At 36.8% G+C, this 13384-nt stretch carries 12 protein-coding genes; 3 read left to right on the forward strand and 9 right to left on the reverse strand.

All coding sequences use genetic code 11. The annotated features are described in order from the left end of the window. Nucleotides 1-5: 5 nt before the first annotated feature. From pseC to GSM42_RS11145, 5 genes are all read right to left on the reverse strand, one after another. On the reverse strand, nt 6-1181 hold the full coding sequence (pseC, locus tag GSM42_RS11125) for a UDP-4-amino-4,6-dideoxy-N-acetyl-beta-L-altrosamine transaminase (RefSeq protein ID WP_160801609.1): 1176 nt from the start codon (nt 1179-1181) through the stop codon (nt 6-8). Between the two features lie 26 nt (nt 1182-1207). Then, nucleotides 1208-2185 carry a UDP-N-acetylglucosamine 4,6-dehydratase (inverting) gene (gene pseB / locus GSM42_RS11130; RefSeq protein ID WP_160801610.1) on the reverse strand — a complete coding sequence of 326 codons (978 nt, stop codon included), beginning with the start codon at nt 2183-2185 and terminating at the stop codon, nt 1208-1210. A 20-nt stretch (nt 2186-2205) separates the two neighbouring features. Then, nucleotides 2206-3168 (reverse strand): CgeB family protein, encoded by a 963-nt coding sequence (locus tag GSM42_RS11135; protein WP_160801611.1) that lies wholly within the window; start codon nt 3166-3168, stop codon nt 2206-2208. A 248-nt stretch (nt 3169-3416) separates the two neighbouring features. Then, nucleotides 3417-3674, reverse strand: a complete 258-nt coding sequence (locus GSM42_RS11140; protein ID WP_160801612.1) for a hypothetical protein — start codon at nt 3672-3674, stop codon at nt 3417-3419. A 1187-nt stretch (nt 3675-4861) separates the two neighbouring features. Further along, the gene (locus GSM42_RS11145; RefSeq protein WP_160801613.1) at nt 4862-5215 is read right to left on the reverse strand and encodes a winged helix-turn-helix transcriptional regulator; all 354 of its coding nucleotides are present in this window, start codon (nt 5213-5215) and stop codon (nt 4862-4864) included. Between the two features lie 111 nt (nt 5216-5326). Here GSM42_RS11145 and GSM42_RS11150 point away from each other — a divergent pair, with 111 nt between their 5' ends. After that, on the forward strand, nt 5327-6001 hold the full coding sequence (locus GSM42_RS11150; RefSeq protein WP_160801614.1) for an MBL fold metallo-hydrolase: 675 nt from the start codon (nt 5327-5329) through the stop codon (nt 5999-6001). A 178-nt stretch (nt 6002-6179) separates the two neighbouring features. Continuing rightward, nucleotides 6180-7067, forward strand: a complete 888-nt coding sequence (locus GSM42_RS11155; protein WP_160801615.1) for a DMT family transporter — start codon at nt 6180-6182, stop codon at nt 7065-7067. Between the two features lie 531 nt (nt 7068-7598). Here the strand turns inward: GSM42_RS11155 and yhbH are convergent. The 3 genes from yhbH to trmL form a co-directional block, all read right to left on the reverse strand. Next, nucleotides 7599-8747, reverse strand: a complete 1149-nt coding sequence (gene yhbH / locus GSM42_RS11160; RefSeq protein ID WP_160801616.1) for a sporulation protein YhbH — start codon at nt 8745-8747, stop codon at nt 7599-7601. Between the two features lie 27 nt (nt 8748-8774). Beyond that, entirely contained in the window at nt 8775-10673 is a 1899-nt protein-coding gene (locus tag GSM42_RS11165) for a PrkA family serine protein kinase (protein ID WP_160801617.1), read from the reverse strand. A gap of 391 nt (nt 10674-11064) precedes the next feature. Continuing rightward, entirely contained in the window at nt 11065-11529 is a 465-nt protein-coding gene (trmL, locus tag GSM42_RS11170; RefSeq protein WP_160801618.1) for a tRNA (uridine(34)/cytosine(34)/5-carboxymethylaminomethyluridine(34)-2'-O)-methyltransferase TrmL, read from the reverse strand. A 119-nt stretch (nt 11530-11648) separates the two neighbouring features. Between trmL and GSM42_RS11175 the strand changes: the two genes are divergently transcribed. Continuing rightward, nucleotides 11649-12830: an MFS transporter gene (locus GSM42_RS11175; protein ID WP_160801619.1), complete on the forward strand. Its 1182-nt coding sequence runs from the start codon at nt 11649-11651 to the stop codon at nt 12828-12830. A gap of 44 nt (nt 12831-12874) precedes the next feature. Here GSM42_RS11175 and GSM42_RS11180 read toward each other — a convergent pair whose 3' ends face one another. Continuing rightward, the gene (locus GSM42_RS11180) at nt 12875-13348 is read right to left on the reverse strand and encodes an amidase domain-containing protein (protein WP_420820988.1); all 474 of its coding nucleotides are present in this window, start codon (nt 13346-13348) and stop codon (nt 12875-12877) included. Between the last annotated feature and the right edge of the window lie 36 nt (nt 13349-13384).

The following is a 13384-nucleotide window of genomic DNA, read 5'->3' on the forward strand; positions in this document are numbered from 1 at the left end:
CCTTCTTATAATTTGCAATAAAGATTGATGATTTTTTTTACGGCGTAAATAACGTCTCTTACATCATTTTCTGTCATTGCCGGGAAGAGGGGAAGGGTAATGATTTCTTCATACAGCTTTTCCGCCTTTGGACAAATCCCTTGTTTGTAGCCGAGATTTTGGTAATATGGCAGTAAGTGAACTGGAATATAATGTACATTTAGCCCGATATTTTCTTGCTGGAAGGCGTCGAAAATCTCTTTCCTAGTCGCTGTTAATTGGTCTAATTGAAGACGGATCACATACAAATGCCAACTTGAGCACCCATTCTTATCTTGGGAAGGAAGCGTTATAGCTGGAATGTTGGTAAATGCTTCGTTATACATCGAACTATATTTTTTTCTTAAATCTATAAATGTGTTGAGTTTTTTGAATTGGCTGAGCCCAAGGGCTGCTTGAATATCCGTCAAACGATAATTATAGCCGAGGAATTGCATTTCATAATACCAAGGGCCAGGATTTTCTGTTAATTTACTAGAATCCCTTGTGATTCCATGAGAACGAAATTGCAGGAGCTTCTCATAATAATCTTTATTATTGGTGGTTATCATTCCGCCTTCACCAGAAGTAATATGTTTTACTGGATGAAAGCTGAACATGGTCATGTCGCTGATCGACCCAATCATGTTTCCCTTGTAGGTAGCACCGAGAGCATGGGCGGCATCTTCAATCACTATTAGATTATGGTTTTTGGCGATGGCGGTTATTTCTTCCATATCAGCCGGCTGTCCGGTGAAATGTACGGGGATAATGGCCTTTGTTTTACTCGTAATTCGTTTTTTGATTTCTTCTGAGTCAATGTTGTAAGTCTTTTCATCAATATCGGCAAAAACAGGAGTACCTCCTTGATACAAAACGCAATTCGCACTCGCAGCAAAGGTCATCGCACTGGTAATCACTTCATCCCCTTCAGAAACCCCGGCAGCAAAGCAGGCACCATGCAGGGCTGCGGTGCCATTTGCAAAACTCACGGCAAACTTTGCCCCAACGTAGTTGGCCACTGCTTTTTCAAAACGGGAAATGAATGGGCCTGTTGTAAGATAATCTCCCTTTAAGACTGCTGTCACAGCTTTAATATCATCATCATCAATCCACTGCCGGCCGTAAGGAATATAGGAACTTCTAATTGGTTTCTGATTCACTGTATGCCTCCTTCCGTTAAATATATTTATAGATTTTTATCGCTTACCAAGAGTCGTAGCTCTTCTACGGTAAGCCATTGACTATTTGTATTACTTACATAACTAAAACCATTTGGTAATATTGTTCCTCTTTTGACACCTGTAGCATCCCACCAAGGAAATTCAGGTTGAATAACATAATAGCTGCCATAATCTAATGTATGGCGAGCATCATCTTCGGTAATCATCGTTTCGTGTAATTTTTCTCCAGGACGGATACCGATAATCTCCATTTTGCAATCTGGGGCAATCGCAGTGGCTAAATCGGTCACTTTCATACTTGGAATCTTCGGAATAAAAATTTCTCCGCCCTTCATTCTTGCTAGATTGTCAATGACAAACTGTACTCCTTGGTTTAAGGTAATCCAGAAACGAGTCATTCCTTCATCTGTTATCGGGATTCTCCCTGTTTCTTTCACTTTTTTAAAAAATGGAACAACACTGCCGCGGCTGCCCACTACATTCCCGTACCGAACCACAGAAAATCGCGTTTTTTTCGATCCACTATAAGAATTTGCGGCCACAAATAATTTATCTGAAGCTAATTTTGTTGCTCCGTATAGATTCACTGGATTTGCTGCTTTATCGGTACTTAATGCGATGACCTTTTCTATCCCTCGATCAATGGCTGTTTCAATGATATTTTGAGCACCTAGAATATTGGTTTTGATTGCTTCAAATGGATTGTACTCGCAAACTCCAACATGCTTTAATGCAGCAGCGTGGACAACGATATCAACACCATCAAATGCCCGAAATAATCTATCTTTGTCACGGACATCTCCGATAAAAAAGCGGATTCTGGGATCGGTAAACTCTTGTGCCATTTCATATTGTTTTAATTCATCACGGCTAAAGACAATGACTTTCTTTACTTCAGTTTCCAGAACCCGCCCAACGAATTTTTTCCCAAACGATCCGGTACCACCCGTCACGAGGATGGTTTTATTTTTAAAAAATAACAATATTACCTCCTTCTTCCTTTTTATCCTAATAAACTTATCATTTTTTGCACCCTATGGAAAAAGGTATGACAATCAAGAACTCTTTCCATTGCCTTTTCACTATAATGAATTCTTTCTTGGTCATCATTTATAAAGGCATGAATAAGTTTGATACATTCCTCATCCGTAGAATAGCTAACAATTTCCTTTTCTGGATCAAAATGCAATTCGATATCTGGTTTTGCAGAAAGTAATTGAAACCCCCCAGAAGCAGCGATCTCAAAGGTGCGATTATTGATACTCTTACTTTTTATACCAATCGTATTTTTATTTTTGTGAAAATCAAAAGCGCGATGGGGATTTAAGATTATCTTGGATAACTGATATAGTTGGTTAACCTTGCTAGGTTCCATCCATTTATTGATGACCATCAATCTCTGATGGTGCTGAATTTTCATATACCTTCTCCAAACAGGGCCAGAAAGAAGCAACTTATACGGTGTTTGTTCCAATATATGATGAGCAAGTTGGATTCTTTCTGGGTATGGATAACCAACTATACAAACATCATAAACATCCTGACTCACTGTTTTTTGGGGAAAGTAAATAGAAGGTTCAACCCCTAAAGGAAGATGGTATATTTTTTTAGATGGAAATATTTGCTTGTAATATTCATATGCTCCTAGATCAATAGTGAAAATATACGGAAAATTCCCAGCTAAACGAATGGACTCATCTATATAAAAGGGATCTTCCGTTAACCAAACTCCTAGAATATATCCTTTTTGCTTTAAAAATTGAAGTAACTCCTGTTGAATCTTATAGCCAACAAAGGCAAGCACAAAATCAGGCTGAAAGTTTTCAATTTGCTTGATGGTTTCTAGGTTATATTCTGGAATTATCGTTATAAAAGGGTTACCAAGATTAGAAAGGGAATCTTGAATGTACTTTTCCAAATATGGATAGATTCCCAAATAACCAGATGAGATCAACAATATTTTCATACTACCTACATCCTGTGGATTGATTTTCATATTTGTGGATCCTTGTCATCAGAAACCTTATAACCAATGACTACAATTACTAGGGGATACAACAATTGGTATTACAAAAACCCACTCTTCACACACTAAGATATTCCGGTTTTACTGTTTTTAAAGTGATTCCAGTTTGTTCGTACTTAACGTATGAAGATGGTAATGGAAGGTTGCATAGTAAATGTCAAAAATGCTAAAGCAAGAAATTCCTAAACTTAATCATCATCATCGTCATCGTCATCATCATTAAAATCACTCGTCTGAATGGTTACAATCGCAATATCTTCACATTTAACGATTGTTAAGGATTCAGCAACAAAAGGGCTTATAATTTCTGCTTCTAGTAACACCACTAAACCATCTTTTATTTTAACTAACTTCCCAGATACTACTTGTCCTGTATACAATGTCACTGTGACTTCATTATCGATATAGTCTTTGAGAAATTTACAGATCGGGCCTTTCTTTCCCATTATTATCTCTCCCTTCATTGTAAATCTTAAGACTAATATATTCTCTGCACGTAGAATTGACTGGGTTTCTTTCATTAGTAATAATATTTTCTATGATCAAGTCCAAATTTGTATATAAAATCCCTTTCGGAAAAAACAGTTCAAGCAAGCTGATGAACAATAGCAGGCAATGAATTTGCTTTCCTCTCTTGCTTCCCTGTTCAGTACTTCCGTCATATCAAAAAATCGCTTTCTGGTGCTCCATTTCTCAATAAAACAGACCCATACAGTTTTTGCTTTTCCAACTTCTCTGTTTTCCAAGGGAAGGATGGGTTCAGGTGATTCCCTGATCCCTTTTTACACAATACTATAAACTAAACTTGGATGGTTGCAATCAAACATCTTTACTTCAATCAATTAGGGATTGAGCAATACAAGGGTTTATGATTTTTATTTTTTGCAACAAAAATTAAACCATATTTTGTAATATCAACTAATTTATCGGTCAAAACTTATCCTGATTCCAGTGTCATTGTCACTACACTACCCATACATAGAGATACCGACAAATTGCGTCATCACATTTTTCTTTTTATTGCCAATCATTCTTATTTCCTTCATAAGCAACTAAAGACTAATATAATCTCTGCACGTGGAATTAATATCGAGTGCTCTCTGGATTGGTAATTTCTTGTCAACTAGATTTCATGGTGTTGAACCATGAAACAAATAAATAAAGTACATTACCACAAATTAAAAGGTACTGTCTAAGTGTTATAAAACTGACGACATAAAAAAAGAAAAATCGATTCTCAATTCTAGAATTGAGAATCGATTTTTCGTCGTGAATTAAGCTTATAAAGATTGATCAGTTTGAGATACAAATTTATCTTCTAATTTGAACGCTATTAAAGTATTAAGAGGATTCAAACAATCCCGGAGCCAAGAAATGCTTTACAGCATGATACACATGACTTTTTTCTCGGATTACAAAGTGAGAAAACTTTGGATCTACCAAATGGCGATATGCCGTCATTAAAGTGGAGTGGCGATTGTACTGATATAACTAGCTAGGATATAGCCAAAAGCAAATATAAAATAGTTTAGGAAAATTCTATTTACCTTAAATTTATACCAATTTAGTTCTTTTAATTCACAAACGTAATGTAACCTTCTCACACAAGGATCTCTCCTTGGATATGATATATTCATTCATTTTTACTTATATAATCATTTCCCCACATTCTCATGGATTGGATAATGGGTGTTAAACTTTCACCCTGATGAGTTAAAGAATATCCCACCTTTATCGGGATGGTCTCCTCCACTTTTCTCTTCACTATCCCATCTGCTTCTAACTCCCTCAATTGCAATGTTAACATCCTTTGTGAAATTCCAGGTATTAATCTTTTCAGCTCATTAAACCGAGTATCTTTCTTAGACAAAATATTTATAATGACTCCTTTCCATTTCCCACCTATGATGTGCAAAGTCAATTCAATGGGACATGCCCTTTCTACTTCTATACTACAGTCGCCAAATCCATTTAATCGATTTCCCATATCATCACCTCACCAATTAGGTTACAAAAATGTGCGTACTTATATCGCCTATTGATCTGTTTTATATTAATAATATCAGAAATTCTAGATTGAAATAGAGGAGTGTTTAAAATGAACATGATCCAATTATCAAAACATATTTTTAAATGTGAATTCAAAATCGAAGGACCTATTAAAATCCCAATTAATATTTGGTTCATTAAAGATCGTGATGATGTTTACATCATCGATACAGGTGTCGAAGAACTAGTCCATGCTCAAATTAAGGCAGCAAAAGAGATTGGTATCCCAAAAGCGATTTTCCTCACCCATGGTCACAGTGATCATATTCAAGGTGCTGCTAAGTGGTTAGAACAATTCAACATTCCGATCTATGCTCACCATTATGAACTCAAATATATCAACGGCATCGTACCTTATCCAAATAACAAAACAATTGAAGACACGGGTGTAGCCAATTTTGTGCAACCACTAACGGCGCAAACATTTGCTAACCTGCCTATACAATACTACCTGACACCTGGACATTCACCAGGGCATGTTGTATACCATCATGAAATAGACAATATCCTTTTAGCAGGAGATCTCTTTATTACAAGTAAGGAAGATTTACTTCCACCCATAAGAAATTTCAGTGTCGACATGAATGAGAACATAGATAGTGGTGCGATTATTGATGAAATAAAACCGAGATTAATTAGTTCTTCTCATGGACAAGACCTTCTTTACAATGAAGATTTGTATAAAAAATATGTATTTTGCTATAGAGATGAAAAAATTCATTAAGTCATTAAAATGATTCGCAAAGATGTATACTTATCAGTCTGTATTGTACGAAAAATCTGTATTTTTATGAATATGGCACTAGATAGAACATTCGAAAAGAGTGTTCTATCCATAGTACCATCTTAAAAGAAACATTCACCAGACAATAAAATTATATTATAAAAAGGGATGGTAGATCATGTTTAAAGTTTTTTTAGGAATCATCATGGTTACGCTTATTTGGGGATATTCATGGGTTACGATGAAAATAGCCATTAGCGATATACCACCATTTTTATTTTCAGCTTTACGTTTGTTAATAGCGGCAATTCCTTTATTTATTATATTAATCATCCAAAGAAAGAAACTCTTGATCGACAAAAAAAACTTCCAGAACTATCTACTAATAAGTTTATTCATGTCTTTAGGATATATGGCAATTCTTACCTATGGTTTGCAATTTGTAGACTCAGGAAAAACATCCGTTCTCGTATATACAATGCCTATATTTGTAGTAATCATTAGCCACTTCAAATTAGATGAGAAAATCGATATTTATAAAATGATTGGATTGATTTCCAGCTTACTTGGTCTTACGTTTATCTTAGGGCTAGAGATTATTAACTCTGATATGAAAGTGATACTTGGAGAAATATTAATTTTAGTTTCAGCTTTTATTTGGGGAATAGCCAATGTTTTTAGCAAAATCAAATTAAAAAATACCGATGTGATTCATATGACTGCATGGCAACTGCTGATCGGATCGCTCTTTTTGTTCATTCTTTCATTACTCTTAGAACCAAACCATTCAATCGAGTGGACTCGAAACGCACTGTTCTCATTATTATTTAATGGCTTGTTTTCAACAGCTTTTACATTTGTAGTTTGGTTTTGGGTCCTTCAAAAAATCAATGCTTCGAAAGCCTCTATGGCACTAATGTTTGTTCCCATACTAGGGATTTTATTTGGATGGCTACAACTTGGAGAGAACATAACCATGAGTATTGTTTTGGGAACACTTTTTATATGTGCTGGTATCTTTATGAATACGTACAATTTTAAGCGTAATAGAAAAGTATCCAATTAATATGATGATTGGATCTAAAAAATGAGATCAAAGACAATCTATTCCTGAGATCACTGATCATTGTTTGTAACAACCTCAGAACCTGAATTTTCCCACTCGTTCTAAATAATATATGTAAAGTTAATTCAAAAAAATACACGAGGACTTTAGATGATCACTGTCATAGATAAGCGAAATCTATTTCCCACTACTTACGACTACACTTCGAACAAGGAAGGGATTTACAATGGCAGAAAACATAAGAGCAGACATCTTCACCATTGTTTGGGTTTTATCTATATTTATATAGCATGAAAACATTTAGGGAGCACTTTTATAGAGAAATGGGTCAATTGGATATTAATCGTTGGAGGTATACATAATAATACTAAATTAGGTTTTATCTTACACGATGTATATATCTTCAAAATATTTGCATTTGGAAATTGGAAAAATGATCATATATCTAGTTGATTTCAGGAGCGGTTCCCTTATCGCAAACTGAAAACAAAATCGTCCTCTCAAACCTTATTTGAGAAGACGATTTCCTCTTTACACTACTTCTTTCACTTGAAAGAAATGCTTCAACGCATGATACACATGACTTTTTTCTCGGATTACAAAGTGAGAAAACTTTGGATCTACCAAATGGCGATATGCCGTCATTAAAGTGGAGTGGCGATTGTACTGGTTTACTTCACCATATCCAAACATGTTGGATCTTTCCATCAAAGCTTTGACCAAGCCCACACACCGTTCATTATCTGATGTGAGATTATCTCCATCTGAAAAATGAAAAGGGTAAATGTTGTAACGACTTGGAGGATAACGATTATCAATAATCTCGATTGCTTTTTTATAAGCAGAGGAGCAGATGGTACCTCCGCTCTCTCCTTTGGTAAAGAAAAGTTCTTCCGGGACTTCTTTTGCTTCTGTGTGGTGGGCAATGAAAACGATTTCTACATTTTCGTACTTGGTGCGTAAAAAACGTACCATCCAGAAGAAGAAGCTTCGCGCGATGTATTTTTCAAAGATACCCATGGATCCACTAGTATCCATCATCGCAATCACGACAGCATTCGAATGAGGAAGTACTTTTTCTTCCCATGTTTTAAAACGGAGATCGTCAATAGAGATCTTTGTTTTCTGCTTAGAACCAGCTAAAGCATTACGCTTGATTGCTTCCATCAGTGTTCGTTTCTTATCGATATTTCCCATCAACCCTTTTTTACGAATATCCGTAAAGCGAATTTCTTCAATTTGAATCTCTTCTTGTTCTTTTTGCTCTAAGTTGGGAAGTTCCATTTCAGAGAATAAAATATTCTCCAATTCATCGATTGAAACTTCAGCCTCAAAGTAATCATCACCTGCTTGGTCTCCCGCACCTTGACCTTTCCCTTTTGCTGGGGACCCAGAGGGGTCTCTCGCTATCACATCACCTACTTGACTGTCGCCATCACCCTGACCAACTTGTTTTCCTTTATTAAAATTGTAGCGAATACGATATTCTTCAATCGACCGAATGGGAATCTTCACCAGCTGTTTCCCATCTGACATAATAATACTCTCTTCACTCACCAGATCGGGTAAGTTTTTCTTTATGGCTTCTTTCACTTTCTCTTGATGGCGCAGCTGATCTTGATAGCCTTTGCGATGGAGGGACCAATCTTCCTCTGACACAATAAACAGGGGATTCTTCATTTTCGGTTCACCTCCCGCCTTGTTCGGTTATCGATTGAGTAAACTTCCTACGTAACGCAGTAGTCCGTTTGCACTCGAAGGAGTATAGCCATAGTCCTCTACCAATCGGGAAATTACTTCGTTCATCTTTTTCAATTGGATTTCATCAGGTGTTTTTGTGGATGTAGTGATTTTTACAACATCTTTTAGATCAGCAAATAATTTCTTTTGGATCGCTTCGCGAAGTCGTTCATGACTGTTATAATCGAAGCGCTTTCCTTTTCTTGCAAAAGCAGAGATACGAATTAGAATTTCTTCTCGAAACGCTTTTTTCGCATTTTCGGAAATGCCGATTTGCTCTTCGATGGATCGCATCAGTTTTTCATCTGGTTCCATCTCTTCTCCAGTAAGTGGATCGCGAATTTTACCCCAGTTGCAATACGCTTCTACATTGTCTAAATAATTATCCATCAATGTTTTGGCAGATTCTTCATATGAATACACAAAAGCTTTTTGTACCTCTTTTTTCGCAATCTCATCGTATTCTTTTCTTGCGACCGAGATGAAATGCAAATATTTCTCACGCTGTTCTGTCGTTATCGAGGGGTGTTGATCTAGTCCATCTTTTAGTGAACGCAAAATATCTAGTGCGTTGATATAGTCTTGATCGGTACGAATCAAGGCACTTGATATACGATTGATGACATAACGCGGATCAATGCCCGACATACCTTCATCTAGATATTCGTTCTGCAACTCTCTTATATCAATATCTTTCATGCCTTCTACAGACTCGCCATCATACAGACGTAGTTTTTTAAGTAGATCGACACCTTGTTTTTTGGAATCTTTTAATCGGGTTAGGATTGAGAAAATTGCGGCTGCTCGGAGTGAATGTGGTGCAATGTGGATGTGAGATAGATCACTTTGTTTGATCAACTTTCCATAGATACGTTCTTCAGCAGTTACTTGCAAATTGTATGGTATCGGCATTACGATCATTCGAGACTGCAATGCCTCGTTCTTTTTGTTTGCGATAAAAGATTTGTATTCCGATTCGTTCGTATGGGCAATAATTAATTCATCCGCGGAGATCAACGCAAATCGCCCAGCTTTGAAGTTTCCTTCTTGCGTTAAAGACAACAAATTCCATAAGAATTTCTCATCGCATTTGAGCATTTCTTGAAACTCCATTAAACCACGATTAGCTTTGTTTAATTCTCCATCAAAGCGATATGCCCGAGGGTCCGATTCGGAACCGTAATCGGTAATGGTGGCAAAATCGATACTACCTGTAAGATCTGCAATATCTTGCGATTTTGGATCAGAAGGGCTAAACGTACCAATCCCTTGACGTTCATCTTCTGATAGCAGGATACGTTCAACAATCATATCCTCGATGCGTCCACCATACTCTTCCTGTAAACGAAAACGGCAAGAAGGGCACAGGTTTCCCTCAATGCGAACTCCTAACTCTTTTTCAGCTTCGGTCCTAAGTTCCCTTGGAATCAAGTTTAGTGGGTCTTCTTGCATCGGACAGCCCTTGATCGCATAAAGCGCTCCCTCGTCCGTACGAGAATACTGCTCTAAACCTTTTTTCAACATGGCAACGATCGTCGATTTACCTCCACTAACTGGACCCATAAGGAGAAGAATTCGTTTCCTCACGTCTAGCCTACGTGCTGCAGAGTGAAAATACTCCTCTACCAATCGTTCAATCGCGTGATTGAGACCAAAGAGCTCCTCACTAAAAAACGGATACGATTTTCTTCCATCTGCATGTGTCTGTACCCCATGGCTCTTAATCATGTTATAGACACGTGAGTGGGCGGTTTCCGCCACTTGTGGTTGTGACTTCACAATTTGCAGATAGTCGGCAAACGTACCCTCCCATAGATAATTCAACTCTTTTTCACGATAGTCAGAAATACGTTTTAAGATGTCCAATGGAAGCCTCCTCTCCGGTAAGAACCAGCTTCACTTGCTTAACCGTTTAATTATCGTATTCCACCAATACCCCTACTTTGAAACCTATAAATAGAGAAAAAGTGTATATTACTATATGCTTTTCTATAGCAAAAGGACACGATAAGTTTTAAACTTTTAGAAAAATGGGAGTTAGAAATTGTATCCGTATTTTCTAGGCAAATGGGAGAACATCCGTTATTCTATAATTTAATTCAAAAGAATGGTTTTGAAATTCCATTCTATTCCCTACTTATTATTATACACCATGCTGATCTGTTTTACTTTGTTTTACAATATTTTAACTATTACTTTTTCCCCTCTTCTTCAACTCAAACAGCGTGATTTATTTCCAAATTTATATATCCTGAATCTAAATTAAGGATGGAAATTCCAATTGACGTAATCCTTCATACAAAACAATCGCTACCGAATTTGCTAAGTTAAGCGAACGGACATCAGGCAACATCGGAACACGAATCAATGTCTCTTTATTTGCTTCTAAAATGGAATCAGGTAATCCTTTTGTTTCTTTCCCAAAAACAAAAAAGTCTCCCTCTTGATAATCAAAAGAAGCATAGGATTGTTTTGCTTTGGTTGTAGCACAGAAAAAACGATTACTTGGATACTTATCGCGAAGTTCTTGAAACGAATCATACATTTGGATATCCATCTCATGCCAATAATCCAAACCTGCTCTTTTTAATTGAGAATCCTCAATGGAAAAACCAAGCGGTTTTACTAAGTGAAGTTTAGCTCCAGTAACCGAACAAGTACGGACAATATTCCCCGTATTTGGTGGGATTTCAGGTTCTACTAATACAATGTGAAAAGGCATGTTCTAATCTCCAATCATTGATATTCATTCTATTAACCCATAAGAACAATGGTAACTTCCTATTAGAAAAGGATCATTTTATAATAATAATACTAACACTTCAAAAAGGAGTATGTAACTTGATCGATACAGCGAAAAAAAACTCGATAATGATCATCAGTTTTTTTCTTTTTTATTTTATCGCAATAGGTGCTTATATGCCTCTTTTTAGCCTATATCTTCATGAATTACATTTTACAGGAACGCAGATAGGAATAATTGCTTCCATTAATCCTTTGATCATGCTGCTTGTCCAACCTTTGTGGGGATACCTCGCGGATCAAACAGGACGCCTTCATACTATTTTGGTAACTTCGCTCTTAGTCTCTGCCGCAATAGGTATTTTGTTCCCTTTTTTAAATGGCTTTGTGACTTTTATTGCGTTATCGATTTTACTTGCCTTTTTTAACAGTGCCTCTGAGCCTGTCTCTACAAGTATTATTGTGAGTTATACGAAAAAAAATAATCAATCTTACGCAGACTACCGTCTCTGGGGAGCTGTTGGCTTTGCGCTCTCTGCTTGGGTATTGAGTCTAATCGCACAATCGAACTCTCTTCAAATCATCTTCTATACGTTTTCCCTTTTTCTTTTCGTCTCCATCTTTTTTGCTTGGAATCTGCCAGAGATCTCAACTGTCCAGAAAAATGTTACGACGAAAGGAAATGTGAAAAAACTGATTATCAACAAACCTTTCCTGTTGTTTTTATTTGCTTGCTTTCTGGTTTATGGGGTAATGCTCGCCAATAATTCCTTTTTTGGACTGCTGTATACCAGTCTTGGAGGAACACTTGCTGGTGTTGGTGTTAGCTTCTTGATCAGTGTAGGAAGTGAAGTTCCTTTTATGCGTTTAGCTGGAAAGCTGTTAAGTAGAATGGATATTACTTCTATCTTAATTTTTGCTTCTTTCATTTCAGCCTTACAATATTTTTGCTTTTTCTTCCACCCATCAGAAATATTTATATATTTACTTAATGTAGCACAAGGGTTATCACTTGGTCTGTTCATTCCTGTTTCAGTAGCCTATGTTCAAAAACATACCTCAAGTTCTCTTCAAACAACTGCACTTGGTATTTTTAATGGCATCAGTTTTGGTCTTGGCAATTGGTTCTTCACTTTAGTAGGTGGAATTGTGCTTGAAAGCCTAAATATTCACTTTGTCTATCTGATCTTTAGTATCGTTTCCTTTTTGGGGATGTTTTTACTTGTGATTCTGCGTTTTTTGCAACGAAAATTGGACATACAACTCTTGCAACAATCTTAAATATCTAGAATAACAAAGAACCTACAAGTGCCTAGGTAGGTTCTCTAACGAATATGAAAGAATGCATACTTGATGCGAGGGGTCCAAGCAGCAGAATCTTGATAAGGCCAATAGCGGTATTGACTATTGTTCGTATGTGCATTTACATATGCTTGCCCATTTTCATCTTTATAGGTAACGATCGTACTATGATTCCATCTGCCATCGCCTTCAAAATCATAACAGATAACATCTCCCAGTTGTAAATCTTCTACCCTCGAAACCTGTTGTGCTCGGCTTCGTAAAAACCAGTAAAAACTATTTGCAACCGCCCAACTATAACTCCAATTATCAGGGCGCCCTTGACGGTACCACCAACCCTTCGTACGATCCCTTCCTCCCACCATCGGAAATCCACCAGCATATAAACATTGGGATATAAAATTGGTACAGTCGTCAGTACGGAAAAAACGAAATGCAGGATTATGGGAGTTCCAATAGGTATTAGCATAAGCAACAGCTCGTTCACGATTATACATAACATCATCCCCTTCCATCCATTTATATGATTCTGG

The organism is Shimazuella alba (assembly GCF_009831235.1).
Lineage (GTDB): Bacteria > Bacillota > Bacilli > Thermoactinomycetales > Thermoactinomycetaceae > Shimazuella > Shimazuella alba.

What these genes read in the sequence shown, in the direction of transcription:
- GSM42_RS11155 (WP_160801615.1), top strand. Translation starts at nt 6,180, where the DNA reads ATGTTTAAAGTTTTTTTAGGAATCATCATGGTTACGCTTATTTGGGGA.
- GSM42_RS11150 (WP_160801614.1), top strand. Translation starts at nt 5,327, where the DNA reads ATGAACATGATCCAATTATCAAAACATATTTTTAAATGTGAATTCAAA.
- GSM42_RS11140 (WP_160801612.1), bottom strand. Translation starts at nt 3,674, where the DNA reads ATGGGAAAGAAAGGCCCGATCTGTAAATTTCTCAAAGACTATATCGAT.
- GSM42_RS11180 (WP_420820988.1), bottom strand. Translation starts at nt 13,348, where the DNA reads ATGTATAATCGTGAACGAGCTGTTGCTTATGCTAATACCTATTGGAAC.
- trmL (WP_160801618.1), bottom strand. Translation starts at nt 11,529, where the DNA reads ATGCCTTTTCACATTGTATTAGTAGAACCTGAAATCCCACCAAATACG.
- GSM42_RS11135 (WP_160801611.1), bottom strand. Translation starts at nt 3,168, where the DNA reads ATGAAAATATTGTTGATCTCATCTGGTTATTTGGGAATCTATCCATAT.
- yhbH (WP_160801616.1), bottom strand. Translation starts at nt 8,747, where the DNA reads ATGAAGAATCCCCTGTTTATTGTGTCAGAGGAAGATTGGTCCCTCCAT.
- GSM42_RS11145 (WP_160801613.1), bottom strand. Translation starts at nt 5,215, where the DNA reads ATGGGAAATCGATTAAATGGATTTGGCGACTGTAGTATAGAAGTAGAA.